Origin of the sequence: Streptomyces sp. NBC_01474, from assembly GCF_035918215.1 — a bacterium.
In the GTDB taxonomy this organism is placed as follows: Bacteria; Actinomycetota; Actinomycetes; order Streptomycetales; family Streptomycetaceae; genus Streptomyces; species Streptomyces aureus.
Map to the genome: position 1 here is coordinate 2,982,004 of NZ_CP109449.1, position 15,084 is coordinate 2,997,087.

Sequence of the window (15,084 nt, forward strand, 5' to 3'; positions counted from 1 at the left end):
TTTCCCCTGACTGCGAACACAAATGCCCGGCGCGGGACGCGCGGGGTGCCTGCTCAGCAGCCGTCGTAACCGGCCGTCGGCATCGACATGCGGCGGTGGACGCGCTTCTTCATCTCCGCGTCGTACGACGGCTCCACGAGACCCGCGGTCTCCAGGCGGACACCGCGGCGCTCGCACTCGGCCGTGAACTCGTCGACCGAGCGCAGCGCGGCCCGCAGGACCCGGTCGCTCGGGGCGACGAACAGGTCGACGAGGCCCGCGTCGACGTCCACCCACAGCACGTCGTGGTCGGAGCGCAGTGAGTGGACGAGGAGTTCTCTGGTCACGACGTAGCCCCGGTCGGCGGCCCAGCGGGCGCACATCGCGTGCTGGCTGCGCGAGTCCACGAGGAAGGGGTCGGCGTCCAGCTCCTCCAGCGGGGTCAGACTGGCGATCGCCGTGACGCGGACCGCGCCGGCCGCCGTCTCTTCCGCCGGTTCACCCATGGTGTCCCCCTCACCTCCGGTCTCCCCGACGACCCTACTCCTGCCCTTAGGCTCGGGGGGAGTCGCACGGAGGAGGTCCTGGAGGTGCCGGTGGAGATCACCTGGTGGGGTCACGCCACCTGCACGGTCGAGGACTCGGGGATCCGTGTGCTGACCGACCCGCTCTTCACACGCCGCCTCGTCCATCTGCGCCGGCGCCGCGGGGCGCTCCCCCCGCCCGAGGCCGCCGTCGCCGACGTCGTCCTCGTCTCGCATCTGCACGCCGACCACCTGCACGTCCCGTCCCTGGCCCGGCTCGCCCCCGGCACCCTGGTCCTGCTCCCGCGAGGGGCCCGGCGCGCGGTGCCCGGCCTGCGCAGGCTCACGCACCTGCGGCTCACGGAGGTCGAGCCCGGCATGCGCGTGGAGGTGGGCGGCCTCGTCGTACGGGCCGTACCCGCGTCGCACGACGGGCGGCGCATCCCCGTGGGACCGCACCGCTCCCCCGCGCTCGGGTTCGTGGTGAGCGGCGAGGCCCGCACCTACTTCGCGGGCGACACCGGGCTCTTCGACTCCATGGCGGAGGCGGTGGGCGAGGTGGATGTGGCGCTGCTGCCGGTCGGGGGGTGGGGGCCGTATCTGGGGCCGCACCATCTGGACGCGGGCCGGGCCGCCGAGGCGCTCGCGCGGATCGCGCCGCGCAGCGCCGTTCCGGTGCACTACGGGACGTATTGGCCGATCGGCATGGACGCGGTGCGGCCGCACGAATTCCACACGCCGGGCGACGAGTTCGTGCGGCGCTCCGCCGAGCTGGCGCCCGAGGTGACGGTGCATCTGCTCGCTCACGGCGAGAGCGTACGGCCGGAGGTCGCCAGGTGAACCCGGCCGGTCTCGGGGGCCATGAGCTGCTGGTCGCCGCGGTGACGCACACGCCGCCGGAGTCCACCCAACAGGCCCTCGGATACCCGTCGTTGTTCCTGCTGATCGTGATCGGCGCGCTCGTGCCGGTCGTCCCCACGGGGGCGCTCGTCAGCTCGGCGGCCGTGGTCGCCTTCCATCAGACGGCGCCGTTCTCGCTGCTCCTGGTGTTCGGTGTCTCCGCGTTCGCGGCGTTCCTCGGCGATGTGGCGCTGTACTGGCTGGGGCAGCGCGGCATGGGTTCGAAGAACGGCTCGAAGTGGCTGGCCGCGATCCGCGACCGGGCGCCCGAGGAGCGGCTCGCGCAGGCTCAGGACAAGCTCGCCGACCACGGGGTGATGGTGCTCGTCCTGTCCCGGCTCGTGCCCGCCGGGCGCATCCCCGTGATGCTGGCGTGCCTGATGGCGAGGATGCCGCTGCGGCAGTTCGCCCGCGGGGATGTCCCGGCGTGCCTGGCCTGGGCCTTGACGTATCAGCTCATCGGCATCCTCGGCGGCTCGCTGTTCAGCGAGCCGTGGGAGGGCGTAGTGGCGGCGGTCGGCCTGACGCTGCTGGTCAGCTCGGCGCCCGCCGTGTGGCGGCGGCTGCGCGGGGGCCGCTCAGACGGTCAGCACGCGTGAGGCGCCCACCGGCAGGTCCCACAGGTCCTTGCGCGCAAGGCCCGCCTTCTGCCATGCGGCCCGTACGCGCGTGAGGGGTTCGAGGACCGGCTCGGCCGAGAGCAGGAACGTCGCCCAGTGCATGGGCGCCATCCGGCGCGCGCCCACGTCCTGCGCCGCCCTGACCGCTTCCTCCGGGTCGCAGTGGACGTCCCGCAGCCACCAGCGTGGCTCGTACGCGCCGATGGGCAGGAGCGCCAGGTCGATGCCGGGGTAGCGGCTGCCGATCTCCGAGAACCAGTGCCCGTATCCGGTGTCCCCCGCGAAGTAGACCCGCTGCCCTTCCAGGTCAGTGAGGACCCAACCGCCCCACAGGGTGCGGCAGGTGTCGACGAGGCTGCGCTTGGACCAGTGGTGGGCCGGGACGAAGTCGAAGCGCACGCCGTCCAGTTCGGCCGCCTCCCACCAGTCGAGCTCCGTGACGCGGGTGAAGCGGCGGCGCGTGAACCAGCGGCCGAGTCCGGCGGGCACGAACACGGGGGTGTCCCTCGGGAGCCTTTTGAGGGTGGGGGCGTCCAGGTGGTCGTAGTGGTTGTGGCTGATGACGACGGCGTCGACGCGCGGCAGGGCGCTCCAGGCGATGCCCGCGGGGGTGACGCGGGCCGGGGTGCCGAGGATCTTGCGGGACCAGACGGGGTCGGTGAGCACGGTGAGGCCGCCTATGCGCAGCACCCAACTGGCGTGCCCCGCCCAGCTGACGGCGACGGTACGGGCGTCCACGGCCGGCAGCGGGCCCGGCTCGAACGGCAGGGCGGCGATCTTGGTCAGTGCCTCGGGCGGCGGCCGCAGCGCGCCCTCCCTGGCGAACCGGGCGAAGGCGCGCAGTCCGGGCAGCGGCGCCGTCAGGCGGTCGGCGAACGACTTGGGCCAGATACGTCCCCCGCCGAGCGGCTTCGGCTCGGCGAGGGGCACGAAGGACGCGAGGGCATCAGCTCGCTGTGCCATCGACTCGGACTGCTGCGTCATCGAGGACTCTCCCATCCCTTGACGTCGGCCCTGAGATCGTCGAGTGCCGACTCCAACATGCTCAACGCGCGCTGTACGTGCGGCAATTCCAGCGGTTCCGGTGTGGTGAGAGACGTCATGCGCTCCTGCGGGGTTGAGCCGAGGAATGGGCCGGTGGACAGGCGTACGCGCAGTGCGGCGAGGTCGTCGCCGAAGCGGTGGCCCCCGGGGGTGGGCATGCCGAGCCGCTCGGAGAGGCGGTCCTCCAGGTCCTGGGCGTCCCCGACACCGCGGGCGGCGAGTGCGGGGCGCAGCCGGTCCAGGTCCGCGTACAGCTGACGGCCGGCCTCGGGCGGCCGGGCGAGTCCGCCGGAGTCGAGCAACGCGCGGTGCACGGCGGCGGCCACGCGCGCGTGGAGGGCGGTCGTGGCGCGCAGGCGCGCGGTGATCCCGGGGGGCTCGCCCAGCGCGTATGCGGCGGCCGCCGCGGCGGGGCCGGAGAGGACGGCGCCGAGTGCCGTGAGGATGTCCAGGACGCGGGCGCGCAGCGCGGCCCCGCGCGCCGTGGCGGGGAGGCGGGCGACGGCCGCGGGCAGTCCGGGCGGCAGATAGGCGCCGGTGAGGTCGGTGACGACGGTGACGTGCTCGGGCATCATCTCGGCGGGGTCGATCAGGACGGTGGTGCGGGCCGGGTCGCGGTGCAGGGTGTCGCGCCAGGTCTCGTCGCTGACGATGTGCAGGCCCTCGGCCGCGGCGGCCTCGATCGCCTCGTGCAGGATCTCGGGCGGCGCCACCGTCCCGGTCGGGTCGTCGGCGACGGACAGGACGAGGAGCCGCGGGTCGCCGCCCTCGGCGCGGACGCGGCGGACGGTTTCGAGGAGGGCGTACGGATCGGGGACGCCGCCGCACTCGGCGGGCGTCGCCACGTGGAAAACCGACCGGCCGAGGAGTCGCGCCTGGGGCTCCCACCAGGCCGGGCAGGGCCGGGGCAGCAGCACGTCGCCGCCGATCGCGGCGGTCAGCGCGAGGAGCAGGGGTACGCCGCCGGGCGCGGCGGCGGTGCTGCCCGGTTCGGTGGGAAGGCCGCGGCGCAGCCAGTAGCCGCAGGCGGCGTCGAGGAGGGAGGGGGTGCCGCCGGGCGGTTCCGGGACTGCCGGGTCCGCGGCGGCGGCTGCGGCGGCCAGCTCGGGCAGGACGGGAAGGCCGTCGTCCGGCAGCGGTGGCCCGTACCGGACGGGTCCGTGCCCCTCCAGGATCCCGTGGTCGTTGCCCCGCATGTGCCACCTCCACGCGCTGCCAGTCCGCACTGCCGGGAACTCATGGGCACCTCATACCCTCCCCAGCCTCTCCCGAGCCGCACACTCCTGCGCGGCTTGCACGGGAGGGTCGGTGCCCGTCGCCCGGGAGCGGGGGCACGGGGGAATGCGGTGCGGGGAGGGTGCCGCGGGCCTGGGCCGAGTGGGTGACGGGGCGACAGCAGGGGGCTCCGAGGCGGTTACCCCCGCGCCCGCTCCACCCTGCGCTCGTCCCAGACGGGTTCGTCGGACTCGCGCAGGCGGCCGTCGCTGCCGAAGACGAGATAGCGGTCGAAGGAGCGGGCGAACCAACGGTCGTGCGTGACGGCGAGGACCGTGCCGTCGAACGCCTCCAGGCCCTCCTGGAGCGCCTCGGCGGACTCCAGGTCGAGGTTGTCCGTCGGCTCGTCGAGGAGGAGCGCCGTCACTCCGGCCAGTTCGAGCAGCAGGATCTGGAAGCGGGCCTGCTGGCCGCCCGAGAGGCGCTCGAACTTCTGCTCGGCCTGGGCCGTCAGCTCGTAGCGCCTCAGCCGCCCCATCGCCGCGCCGCGGTCCTTGGCGTGGTCGAGCCAGAGGATGTCGAGCAGGGTGCGGCCCTGGAGCTCGGGGTGGGCGTGGGTCTGCGCGAAGTGGCCGGGCACGACGCGCGCGCCGAGCTTCCACTCCCCCGTGTGCGCGACCTCGTCGTCGGGGTGCCCGGCGAGCAGGCGCAGGAAGTGCGACTTGCCCGAGCCGTTCGAGCCGAGGACCGCGACCCGCTCGCCGTAGAAGACCTCCAGGTCGAAGGGTTGCATCAGGCCGGTCAGCTCCAGGCCCTTGCAGGTGATGGCCCGCACCCCGGTGCGGCCGCCGTGCAGGCGCATGGTGATGTCCTGCTCGCGCGGCGGCTCGGGCGGGGGTCCCGCCTCCTCGAACTTGCGCAGGCGGGTCTGCGCCGCCGCGTAGCGGGACGCCATCTCGTGGCTGACCGCGGCCGCCTGCCGCAGGTTGAGGACGAGCTTCTTCAGCTGGGCGTGCTTCTCGTCCCAGCGCCTGCGCAGCTCCTCGAAGCGCGCGAACCGCTCCCGCCGCGCCTCGTGGTACGTCGCGAAGCCGGCGCCGTGCACCCAGGCGTCGGCGCCGGCGGGTCCCGGCTCGACGCTGACGATCTTCTCGGCGGAGCGGGCGAGCAGCTCCCGGTCATGGGAGACGAACAGGACCGTTTTACGGGTCTCGCGCAGCTTCTCCTCCAGCCAGCGCTTACCGGGCACGTCGAGATAGTTGTCCGGCTCGTCGAGGAGGAGGACCTCGTCGGTGCCGCGCAGCAGGGCTTCGAGGACGAGTCGTTTCTGCTCGCCGCCGGAGAGGGTGCGGACCTCGCGGAACTGCGCCGTGTCGTACGGGATGCCGAGGGCGGCCATGGTGCACATGTCCCAGACGGTCTCGGCCTCGTAGCCGTGTGCCTCGGCCCAGTCGGACAGTGCCTGCGCGTATTGGAGCTGCGCCGCCTCGTCGTCGACGGTCATGATCAGGTGCTCGGCCTTGTCGACGGCCTTCGCCACCTCCCTGAGCCGCGGGGTCGCGACCGATACGAGCAGGTCGCGCACGGTCGTCTCGTCGCGCACCGAGCCGACGAACTGCGACATCACGCCGAGTCCGCCGCCGACGGTGACGGTGCCGCCGTGCGGCTTCAGCTCGCCGGAGATCAGCTTGAGGAGCGTCGTCTTTCCCGCGCCGTTCGGCCCGACGAGGGCGACCACGGAGCCCTCCCCGACCCGGAAGGAGACATCACCGAGCAGCGCCCGCCCGTCCGGCAAGTAGTACTCGAGGTGCGCGGCTTCCAGATGTCCCATGGTCCGCATTGTGGGCGCCCGGCCGGGTGAGGAGCAAAACGATTTCGGCACGCCCCCGGAGTCCGGGGCCGTGCGGCGGGTAGACGTGCGCAATGTGCGCTGACCTCGACCCTCTGACGACCTGGCGGACCGCGACCCCTGCCGGGCCCGGCCTGCGTGGCCGGCTCGCCGCCCTTGACCTGCGCGTTTTCGAGTACGCGGCGCGCCGGCACTGGCCTGGCGGCGACCGCGTCCTGCCCCGGCTGAGCCGCAGCGCGAACCATGGGGTGCTGTGGTTCGCGGTGGCGGGCGCGCTGGCGGTGGGCGGCTCGCCGAAGGCCCGCCGCGCGGCCGTGCGCGGTGTCGCCTCGCTCGCCGTGGCATCCGTGACGATCAACACACTCGGCAAGCGTTCGGTGCGCAGGCCGCGGCCCGCACTCGACCCGGTGCCGCTGGTGCGGCGCCTGAAGCGGCAGCCGCTCACGACGTCGTTCCCGTCCGGGCACGCGGCGTCGGCGGCCGCGTTCACGGCGGGCGTCGCGCTGGAGTCCCGTCCGCTGGGCGCGCTGGTGGCGCCCCTCGCGTTCTCCGTCGCCGCGTCCCGTGTCTATACGGGCGCTCACTTCCCGGGCGATGTCCTCGCGGGCGCCGCGCTCGGGGCGGGTGCGGCGTTCGCCGTACGGGGACTCGTGCCGACCCGCGACCAGATGCCCTCGCCGGGCCGCCCGCTGGTGGACGACGTGCCGAAGCTGCCCGGCGGTGAGGGCCTGGTGATGGTGGTCAACACGGGCGCGGGCAGTCCGGACCAGGCGCGGGCGCTGCGCGGGCTGCTGCCGCACGCCGAGATCGTCGAGGCCTCCGGGTCCGATCTGCCGGCCGCGCTGGAGAAGGCGGCGACCCGGGCGCGGGCGCTCGGGGTGTGCGGCGGGGACGGCACCGTGAACACGGCGGCGGGCGTCGCCCTGCGCCACGGCCTGCCGCTCGCCGTGCTTCCCGGCGGCACGCTCAACCACTTCGCGTACGACCTGGGGATCGAGGACCCGGGCGATCTGTCGCGGGCCGTCGAGGCGGGCGACGCCGTCGCGGTCGACGTCGGCCGCTTCCGGTCGTCGGCCACCTCCGGGATCTTCCTCAACACCTTCAGCCTGGGCGTGTACCCGGAGCTGGTGAAGGAGCGCGAGCGCTGGTCGCGGCGGATCGGCGGACGGCTCGCCGACGTGGTGGCCGCCACGCACGTGCTGCGCCGCGACCACCCGTTGCAGGCCGACCTTGACGGCACGCGCCGGCCGTTGTGGATGGTGTTCGCCGGGAACTGCACCTACCGCCGGATGGGGCTCACGGCGGGCCGGCGCGCGGATCTCGCGGACGGCCTGCTCGACGTGCGCGTGGTGCACGGCGGCCGGCTGCCGGGCGTACGACTGCTGGCGGCGGCGTTCGCGGGGCCGCTTTCCCGCTCCCCGTTCCACGCAGCGGTCCGGCGCACGCAGCTGCGCATGGACCGCATCAGCCCCGGCACACCACTGGCCTTCGACGGTGAAGTCGGGCCGTGCGGACGGGAGTTGATCATCGACAAGCAGCACGAGGCGCTACGGGTCTACCGGCCGCTGAGCATACTGTGACACCACACCCCCGGTCCGGATCGTGAGATAGCCATCTCACGATCCGGAGGAGCGGCGTACGGTGATCTCACTGGGTTCACCGCTCACCGATCTTGCGAAGGGGTCCGCCATGCCGAAGGAGACCGCCCTCTACACGCACGGCCACCACGAGTCCGTGCTGCGCTCCCACACCTGGCGCACCGCCGCCAACTCGGCGGCGTATCTGCTCGGTTCACTGAAGCCGCACATGAAGATCCTGGACATCGGGTGCGGCCCGGGCACCATCACCGCCGACCTGGCGGCGCTGGTCCCCGAGGGGCACGTCACCGGCGTGGACCAGGCCGCGGGGATCCTCGACCGGGCCCGGGCGACAGCGGCCGAACGCGGACTGACCAACGTCGACTTCGCGACCGCGGACGTCCACGCACTGGACTACCCGGACGACACGTTCTGCGTCGTGCACGCCCACCAGGTGCTCCAGCACGTCGGCGACCCGGTGCAGGCCCTGCGCGAGATGCGCCGCGTCACCAAGCCCACCGGGTTCATCGCCGTCCGCGATTCGGACTACGCGGCCATGACCTGGTACCCGAACGCGCCAGCCATGGACGACTGGCTGGACCTGTACCGGCGGGTCGCCCGCGCCAACGGCGGCGAACCTGACGCGGGCCGGCGCCTCAAGTCCTGGGCGCTGGAGGCGGGTTTCGCTCCGGCCGACATCAACGCGTCCTCCTCCACCTGGTGTTACTCCGCGCCGGACGAGACCGACTGGTGGAGCGGCCTGTGGGCGGACCGCACCGTCGCCTCCGCGTACGCCGACCGCGCGACGGAGAACGGCCACGCCACGGCCGGGCGGCTGGAGGAGATCTCCGAGGCGTGGCGGACGTGGGGGAAGCAGCCGGACGCCTGGTTCTCGGTGCTGCACGGCGAGATCCTGTGCCGCAAGAGGGAGGACCAGGGCACGGCCGTCTCGGCGCTCTGACGTCTCCCGCGGCAGAAGCGGACCCAGCGGCCCGAGGTCGATGTTGAGGCCCTCGGGCCGCAGGCCGTAACGCTCGCAGCTCGGCCATGCGGTCGTCCAGGAGCATCAGGGTGAGCCCGATCCGCCCCTCCTGGTCCTCGCTCAGATCCCCGGTGCCGAAGCGGCGCAGCGCCTGGCGCTCCATCAGCTGACGCAGCGGCTCGACGACCGTGAGGACGAGCTTCATCAGATCGCGCTCGACGGTGTCGGGGTCGAGCTCGACCACTACAGCGATCTGGCTCTTAGGGGCGACCTGCGCAATGACCTGGGCCTGGAACTCGACTACCTCGGACTCGTGGCACGGCTGCGCGACATCGCGCAGGTCGACGGGATCGACTATCTCCTGAGCTCGGTCGAGCTGGGGACATGACGGCTCCCGGGGGTCGGCCGGCCCACCAGTCGGCGAGCCGCAACAAGATGCTCGGGGCGGTCCGCCCTCCCCCGCCGGACAGCGCGGCCCGCAGCCGGCTCCCGTTCGATCCCCGGAAACGATCACGCGTCCGCGCATGGCCAACTACGCTCACCGCCATGGAGATCCTGGGAACCACGCTGCGTATCTGCGTCGAGGACCTGGAGTCCTCGGTCGCGTTCTACGAACGGCTCGCGGGCAGCCGGGCCCTGCGCTTCGAGCGCGGCGGGGTCTCCGTCGCGGCGGTCGGCTGCTTCCTCCTGATGAGCGGTCCGAAGGAGGAGATCGACGTGCTGCGCAAGGTCGCGGCGACGATAGCCGTCCCGGACGTCGACGAGGCGCACGCCGTCCTCAGCGCGTCCGGCGCACGCGTCCTCGCGGGGCCGGTCCCGACACCCGCGGGCCGCAACCTCATCGCGATGCACCCGGACGGCTCGGTCTTCGAGTACGCCGACCGGCAGGGCCAGGCTTAGCGCGAGGTCGCGGGCCCGTCCCCGTATCCTCGCCCGGGGTACGCGGGAGCGAGGACGGTGGACATGGCGGGCGACGACGACGGCGGCGGGACCCGGGAGGCCGGGGAGTCCGCGAAGAGCGGCGGGGCCCGGCCGCCGCTCGGCTCGCGCGCGCGGGACGCGATCCGGGAGCGCATCGTCGACCGGCGCTACCCGCAGGGCTCCCGGCTCGTGGAGCGCGAGGTCGCCGAAGAGCTCCGGATGTCGCGCGTCCCCGTGCGGGAGGCGCTGCGCTCGCTCGTCACCGAGGGTCTGCTCGAACTCCTGCCGCACAGCGGGGTGCGCGTACGGCGGCTGGCGCGGGCCGACGTGGAGCATCTCTACGAGGTGTGGGAGCCGCTGGCCGTACAGGCGTCCCGGCTCGCGGCGCGGCGGGTCGCGCGGGCCGCGCCGCAGGAGCCCGAGGGGCTCGGCGCGCTGCGCGGGACGCTGGACGTGGCGGAGCGGGCGGCCGCGGCCGACGAGGGCGCGCGTGAGGTGGCCGCGCACACCGCGTTCCACGAGGGCATCGTGACCCTGTCCGGGAACCCTCTCCTGGCGCGCACCATGGAGCAGCTCGGCTGGCAGCTCCAGCTGCTGTTCGGCCTGCGCGAGGAGCCCGCCCATATGCGGGCGCAGCATGCGGTGATCTTCCGGCACATCGTCGCGGGCGACGAGGAGACGGCCGCCGCGAGCACGCTGCTGCACGTACGCGACAGCCGGTCGGTGGCGCTGCGCTCGCTCTTCGGTGACGAGGGCCATGACGGCCGGGGTCACGGCCGCGGTGACGACCACGGAGACGACGCCGCTTTGTATACCAGTCTCTACTAGTTCCGCTCCGGACGACCAGAATCCGGACAGAACATGCAGGTCAGGCTGGAGCGGAATCACCCCCTCCTTGCCCGCTCCTCCATCTTGGTATACAAAATGTCGGACCAATCGATCCCTCCCGCCATCCGCCGAGGAGCCCCGCATGTGCGTCGAGAACTGCCCCCCGCCGTCGAACCGGCTGACCCGCCGAGGCGTACTCGCGGGTGCCGCCGCCCTCGCGGGCACCACCGCGGCCCTCGCCGCCGCGCCCGGCGCCTCCGCCGCCCCGATGGCCCGCACGTCCGCCGCCCGCTCCGGGAACGCCCCTCGCGGCGGTGACCTCGTCATCGACGGCGGCACGCTCCTCGACCCCGCGACGGGCGAGGTCACCGAGGACGCGGTCGTCGTCATCCGCGACGGCGTCGTCCGCGCGGCCGGCAGGCGCAAGACCGTCGACGTGCCCGCCGGCGTCACCGTCCTCGACGCGCAGGGCCGGTGGGTCCTGCCGGGTCTCGTCGACTCGCACATCCACCTGAACACCGCCGCCGAGGCCGCCAGGACCCTCGCGCTCGGCGCCACCACCGCGCGCAGCGGTTCGACGAACTTCTACCAGGACATCGCCGTCCGCGAGCTCTCCCGGCAGGCCCCGGGTCTGGCCCCCAGGCTGCGCGCGTCCGGCATCTTCGTCACGCCCGACCTCGGTGACACGATCCTCGCGGACCCCGACCTCACCCCGCTCGCCCGCCTCAAGGGCGGCGTCACCTCGACCGAGGCGCTGCGCCGCGTCGTCGAGGTCAACCTGGCCCGTGGTGCCGACACCATCAAGACGCGCGTGAACCCGCGCGCCGGCCTGGCCGAGCAGGACCCTCTGGAGCAGGTCTACAGCCGCGAGCAGCTCTCCACGATCGTCGCCACCGCCCGCCGCGCCGGCAAGGACGTGCTGTGCCACAGCTACAGCGAGAAGGGCTGCCACGACGCCGTCATGGCCGGCGTCAAGTCCGTCGAGCACGGCGCGTTCATCAGTGAGCAGACCCTGCACGAGATGCGCCGCCGTGGTACGTACTTCACGCCCACGATGATCGCGATCGGCGGCATGATCGGCGACCCCGACCCGGTTCTCGACGAGCGCGGCCGCACCTACCTGCCGAAGCTCAAGGCCGCCGCGAAGCTCGCCCACGAGCTGGGCGTGGGCCTGGTGTCCGGCACGGACTCGTCGGGCGGCTCGGTCGAGCCGATCGGCGCCGAGATCGAGATGATGCACTCGGCCGGTCTGTCCGCGCTCGACGCGATCCGCACCGCCACCACCAACGCGGCCCGTCTCCTCGGCTTCGAGGGCAGGGTGGGCCGTCTCGCGCGCGGTTACGCGGGCGACGCGATCCTGCTGTCCGGCAACCCGCTCGCCGACGTGTCGGTGCTGAAGAAGCCGGTGCGCGTCGTGCGTACGGGAGTCGCCGTATGACGGCCACCGTCTTCCGGAACGTACGCCCGCTCGGTGCGACGGAGGCCGTGGACCTCACGGTCGTCGACGGGGTGATCGTCGACGGTCCGGCGCCCGAGGGTGCCGAGGTCGTCGACTGCGGCGGCCGGATCGCGCTGCCGACCCTGGTGGACGCGCACATCCACCCGGACAAGACCGCGTGGGGCGAGCCCTGGGTGTCGCGCAAACCCGCGTCGGGGATCGCCGAATTCGCCGCCGCGGACGCGGAGTTGTACCGCTCGCAGACCACGCCCCTCAAGGACCGCGCCCAGCGGCTGATGGCGCACGCGGTCACCCGGGGCACCCGGGCCATGCGGGCCCATGTCGATGTCGCGCCCGCTTTCGGCCTTGCCGGTGTCGAGGGTGTCGGCGCCGCGCGTGAGGCGCTGCGGGACGCGGTCGACGTGCAGATCGTCGCGTTCCCGCAGCACGGCGTCCTGCGGGCGCCCGGCACCGCGGAGCTCCTGGAGGAGGCGGCCCGCACCGGTGGCATCGACATCGTGGGCGGCATCGACCCGATCGGCTTCGACGAGGCGCTCGACGCCCAGCTCGACCTGGTCTTCGGGATCGCCGACCGGCACGGCGTGGGCGTCGACATCCACCTCCACGACCAGTCCGTCCCCGGCCTGACCGCGGTGCACGCGATCATCGACCGGACCAGGGCGCTGTCCCTCCAGGGCAAGGTCAGCATCAGTCACGCGTTCTGCGTGCCCGGCCTCGAAGTGGTCGAACTCGACCGCATGGGCGCCGAGTTGGCGGACGCGGGGATTTCCCTGACGACCGTGGCGCCCTCGCGGCCGCTGGTCCTGCCCACACGCCGGCTCCGCGAACTCGGGGTGCGGGTCGGGCTCGGTTCGGACGGGGTGCGCGACTCGTGGAGCCCGTTCGGCAACGCGGACATGCTGCACCGGGCGCATCTGCTGGCCCGGGCCCAAGGGGCTCGTCTGGACGAGGAGTTGGCCGACGCCTTCCGTGTCGCCGCCGATGACGGCGCTCGCGTCGTCGGCCTCCCCCACCTGGATCTGTCCGCCGGTTCACCGGCCGACTTCTTCCTGGTGCGCGGCGAGTGCCTGCCCCAGGTCGTGGTGGACCTGCCCGCGCGTGACCTGGTGGTCAGGGCGGGCCGGGTCGTGGCCAGGGACGGCGAGCTGCTGCTGCCCTGACCACCCGCGCCGTGCGCGCGCCGGTCAGGACTCCCTGGGCCGCATGCTGAAGTCGTACTGGTCGGGCAGCCGTTCGCCCGGTGCGGCCAGGTGCGCCCACAGCTCGGCGATGGCCTCCGAGCCCTCGCGCAGGTCGGCGACCTCGAAGCCCTCGTCGAACACGGCCCGCGCCGCCTCCTTGTCGCCCTCGGCGATCAGGAGACGGGCCTCGACGAGCCGGAAGCGGCCGCGGGCGCGGGTCGCGGCGTGCAGCCGGTCCCAGACGGCGCGGGCCGGTCCGGGGCGGCGGGCCGCGAGCAGCGCGTCGATGGCCTCGCGGCCGAGCGCCGCGGTGGCCGCCGTCCACGCCTCGCCGTCGTCGCGCCGCTCCTGGCACAGGTCGTCGAAGGCCTCGGCGTAGCGGTCGGCGGCGCGTTCGCGATGACCGGCCTCCTGGTCGGCGACGGCCAGGCAGCGCAGCAACGGCCACAGGGACGGCGCGAGTTCGAGGCCGCGCTCCCAGCTGCGTACGGCCTGTGCCAGGTCGCCCGCGTGCCATTGGGCGACGCCGAGGTGGTACTCGGTGAGCGGCTGTGCGGGTGCCGTCTCCAGCATGTCCCGCCAGTGCGGCGCGACAAGGGTGGGCCCGGGCGGACCGACGCGGCGCGGCTCGGGGATGGAGCCGGTGCGCAGGAGGTCGAGCCAGGGTGTCTGCGACGGGCCGAGGGTCGACTCGTCGAAGGGGGTGCCGGGGAGCTTGAAGTCGCCGCGCAGCACTTCGAGGGCGCCCCAGCCGGAGCCGGCCGCGAGCACCTCCCCCGGTTCGGTGTCGGCGTGCGGGCGCCAGGCCTCGTAGGCGGCGTCGACGTCGCCCCTCGGCAGCGCGGCTTCGAGGCACTCCTCGACCTCACCGCGCGCGGCCGCCCAGTCCTCGGCCGAGTGCACGGCGTCGGGCGCCGCGGACAGCGGTCCGTACGACTCCAGCCACGCGAACTCGCCCTCGGCGTCCAGGCGTACGTGCTCCAGCTGGGTGCGGGCGAGGCCCGCCTGTATCTCGGCGTAGCCGCCAGTGCCCGGCTCGGTCAGCCACTCCTGCCAGCGCCGGCCGCCCGCACCGTGGCCCCAGAGGAACAGTTTGCGGCCGCGCAGCAGGTCGGTCGAGGTCTGTACGAGTCCGCGGCCGTCGTCGTCGAGGGCGGCGATCCAGCGGCGCTGCCCGTCGGGGACCTCGTAGAAGTAGTCGGCCGGGTATTCGCCGCTGAGGGGGTAGGTGCGGTCCACGCCGTCGAACTCCGGGACGGGGACGCGGCGCAGGCTGCGCTCGTAGCCGAAGTGCCAGGCCTCGTCGGCGGGGGCGAGGACGCGGTGTTCCTCGGGGACGGCGATGTTCGACCACCAGTAGACGGGCGCCGGCCGCTCGTGCGGGTTGCGTATCCGCACGCCCACGTGGAGGAAGTCGGATCCGGCGGGCAGCCACAGGTCGACCTGGAACGGCAGGTCGCGCAGCCGCTCCCACTCCCACAGGCGCAGCATGTCCCCGCCGTCGGGCGCGGTGACGCGGGCGGCGTGCAGAGGTGCGCAGGACAGGGTGGTGTGTCCGGTCGCGCCGATGTTCCACTCGATGCCGCCGGAGAACCAGGCGCCGTTGAGCGCGAAGTCCGCGGGCTGGAACACCGGGTTGCGGTAGAGGAGTTCACGGCCGGTGGGCTTGTGGAACATCGAGTGGATGCGACCGCCGAGGCCGGGCAGGACCGTGACGCGCAGCCGGTCGTTCTCGATCACGAGCGTGTCGAGGGTGAGGGGGGCGCGCTCTCGCCCGTAGCCGTTCTTGAGCCGCTCCGGCAGGACGCTGCGCAGCTTCTCGTAGCCGATCTGGCGGGCCATGTCGCGCGGCATGCCCTGCTTGGAGCGGTCGTCGAGTTCGTGGAGCTCGTCGAGGGGCCGCAGCGGCGGCAGCGGGTCGGGGGCGCCCACCGCCACGCCGGGCAGGGTCAGTACGTCGCGTCGAAGGGTCGTCCGCTCGGCCTGCGAGTCCGTCAAAGTCCGC

General features: G+C 73.5%; 13 protein-coding genes and 1 pseudogene. 8 read left to right on the forward strand and 6 right to left on the reverse strand.

The genetic code is table 11. The features are described from left to right. Nucleotides 1-53 precede the first annotated feature (53 nt). Nucleotides 54-485: a hypothetical protein gene (locus OG758_RS13935; RefSeq protein ID WP_326710294.1), complete on the reverse strand. Its 432-nt coding sequence runs from the start codon at nt 483-485 to the stop codon at nt 54-56. A gap of 84 nt (nt 486-569) precedes the next feature. On the opposite strand from OG758_RS13935, the gene OG758_RS13940 reads away from it, so the two are divergent. Together OG758_RS13940 and OG758_RS13945 are read left to right on the forward strand one after the other, a co-directional pair. Further along, on the forward strand, nt 570-1,343 hold the full coding sequence (locus OG758_RS13940; RefSeq protein ID WP_326710295.1) for an MBL fold metallo-hydrolase: 774 nt from the start codon (nt 570-572) through the stop codon (nt 1,341-1,343). Next, a complete protein-coding gene (locus tag OG758_RS13945) occupies nt 1,340-2,002 on the forward strand; it encodes a DedA family protein (RefSeq protein WP_382060934.1) in 663 nt (220 codons plus the stop codon). Before OG758_RS13940 ends, OG758_RS13945 begins: the two co-directional genes overlap by 4 nt. Here the strand turns inward: OG758_RS13945 and OG758_RS13950 are convergent. The 3 genes from OG758_RS13950 to OG758_RS13960 form a co-directional block, all read right to left on the reverse strand. After that, a complete protein-coding gene (locus OG758_RS13950; protein WP_326710296.1) occupies nt 1,982-3,007 on the reverse strand; it encodes an MBL fold metallo-hydrolase in 1,026 nt (341 codons plus the stop codon). The two genes, OG758_RS13945 and OG758_RS13950, sit on opposite strands and share 21 nt — an antisense overlap. Beyond that, a complete protein-coding gene (locus OG758_RS13955) occupies nt 3,004-4,263 on the reverse strand; it encodes an aminotransferase class I/II-fold pyridoxal phosphate-dependent enzyme (RefSeq protein WP_326710297.1) in 1,260 nt (419 codons plus the stop codon). Before OG758_RS13955 ends, OG758_RS13950 begins: the two co-directional genes overlap by 4 nt. 218 nt (nt 4,264-4,481) lie before the next feature. After that, nucleotides 4,482-6,113, reverse strand: a complete 1,632-nt coding sequence (locus OG758_RS13960) for an ATP-binding cassette domain-containing protein (protein WP_326710298.1) — start codon at nt 6,111-6,113, stop codon at nt 4,482-4,484. 92 nt (nt 6,114-6,205) lie between these two features. Here OG758_RS13960 and OG758_RS13965 point away from each other — a divergent pair, with 92 nt between their 5' ends. Further along, a complete protein-coding gene (locus OG758_RS13965; protein ID WP_326710299.1) occupies nt 6,206-7,711 on the forward strand; it encodes a bifunctional phosphatase PAP2/diacylglycerol kinase family protein in 1,506 nt (501 codons plus the stop codon). A gap of 109 nt (nt 7,712-7,820) precedes the next feature. Continuing rightward, entirely contained in the window at nt 7,821-8,669 is an 849-nt protein-coding gene (locus tag OG758_RS13970; protein ID WP_326710300.1) for a class I SAM-dependent methyltransferase, read from the forward strand. Nucleotides 8,670-8,672: 3 nt separating this feature from the next. On the opposite strand, the pseudogene OG758_RS13975 reads toward OG758_RS13970, so the two are convergent. After that, nucleotides 8,673-8,895, reverse strand: a pseudogene (locus tag OG758_RS13975) (gas vesicle protein K); the annotation flags it as partial. A 341-nt stretch (nt 8,896-9,236) separates the two neighbouring features. Here OG758_RS13975 and OG758_RS13980 point away from each other — a divergent pair. The 4 genes from OG758_RS13980 (at nt 9,237) to OG758_RS13995 (ending at nt 13,058) form a co-directional block, all read left to right on the forward strand. Next, nucleotides 9,237-9,590, forward strand: a complete 354-nt coding sequence (locus OG758_RS13980) for a VOC family protein (protein ID WP_266558173.1) — start codon at nt 9,237-9,239, stop codon at nt 9,588-9,590. Between the two features lie 63 nt (nt 9,591-9,653). Then, nucleotides 9,654-10,439 (forward strand): GntR family transcriptional regulator, encoded by a 786-nt coding sequence (locus OG758_RS13985; protein ID WP_326710301.1) that lies wholly within the window; start codon nt 9,654-9,656, stop codon nt 10,437-10,439. A 142-nt stretch (nt 10,440-10,581) separates the two neighbouring features. Further along, the gene (locus OG758_RS13990) at nt 10,582-11,877 is read left to right on the forward strand and encodes an amidohydrolase family protein (RefSeq protein ID WP_326710302.1); all 1,296 of its coding nucleotides are present in this window, start codon (nt 10,582-10,584) and stop codon (nt 11,875-11,877) included. Then, nucleotides 11,874-13,058 (forward strand): amidohydrolase, encoded by a 1,185-nt coding sequence (locus tag OG758_RS13995; protein ID WP_326710303.1) that lies wholly within the window; start codon nt 11,874-11,876, stop codon nt 13,056-13,058. Before OG758_RS13990 ends, OG758_RS13995 begins: the two co-directional genes overlap by 4 nt. 24 nt (nt 13,059-13,082) lie before the next feature. Here the strand turns inward: OG758_RS13995 and OG758_RS14000 are convergent, their stop codons facing one another. Further along, on the reverse strand, nt 13,083-15,077 hold the full coding sequence (locus OG758_RS14000; protein ID WP_326710304.1) for a DUF5107 domain-containing protein: 1,995 nt from the start codon (nt 15,075-15,077) through the stop codon (nt 13,083-13,085). Between the last annotated feature and the right edge of the window lie 7 nt (nt 15,078-15,084).

Coding starts and splice junctions, on each gene's coding strand:
- OG758_RS13995 (WP_326710303.1), top strand. CDS start 11,874: ATGACGGCCACCGTCTTCCGGAACGTACGCCCGCTCGGTGCGACGGAG.
- OG758_RS13960 (WP_326710298.1), bottom strand. CDS start 6,113: ATGGGACATCTGGAAGCCGCGCACCTCGAGTACTACTTGCCGGACGGG.
- OG758_RS13935 (WP_326710294.1), bottom strand. CDS start 485: ATGGGTGAACCGGCGGAAGAGACGGCGGCCGGCGCGGTCCGCGTCACG.
- OG758_RS13970 (WP_326710300.1), top strand. CDS start 7,821: ATGCCGAAGGAGACCGCCCTCTACACGCACGGCCACCACGAGTCCGTG.
- OG758_RS13955 (WP_326710297.1), bottom strand. CDS start 4,263: ATGCGGGGCAACGACCACGGGATCCTGGAGGGGCACGGACCCGTCCGG.
- OG758_RS13980 (WP_266558173.1), top strand. CDS start 9,237: ATGGAGATCCTGGGAACCACGCTGCGTATCTGCGTCGAGGACCTGGAG.
- OG758_RS13990 (WP_326710302.1), top strand. CDS start 10,582: ATGTGCGTCGAGAACTGCCCCCCGCCGTCGAACCGGCTGACCCGCCGA.
- OG758_RS13950 (WP_326710296.1), bottom strand. CDS start 3,007: ATGACGCAGCAGTCCGAGTCGATGGCACAGCGAGCTGATGCCCTCGCG.
- OG758_RS13985 (WP_326710301.1), top strand. CDS start 9,654: ATGGCGGGCGACGACGACGGCGGCGGGACCCGGGAGGCCGGGGAGTCC.
- OG758_RS13965 (WP_326710299.1), top strand. CDS start 6,206: ATGTGCGCTGACCTCGACCCTCTGACGACCTGGCGGACCGCGACCCCT.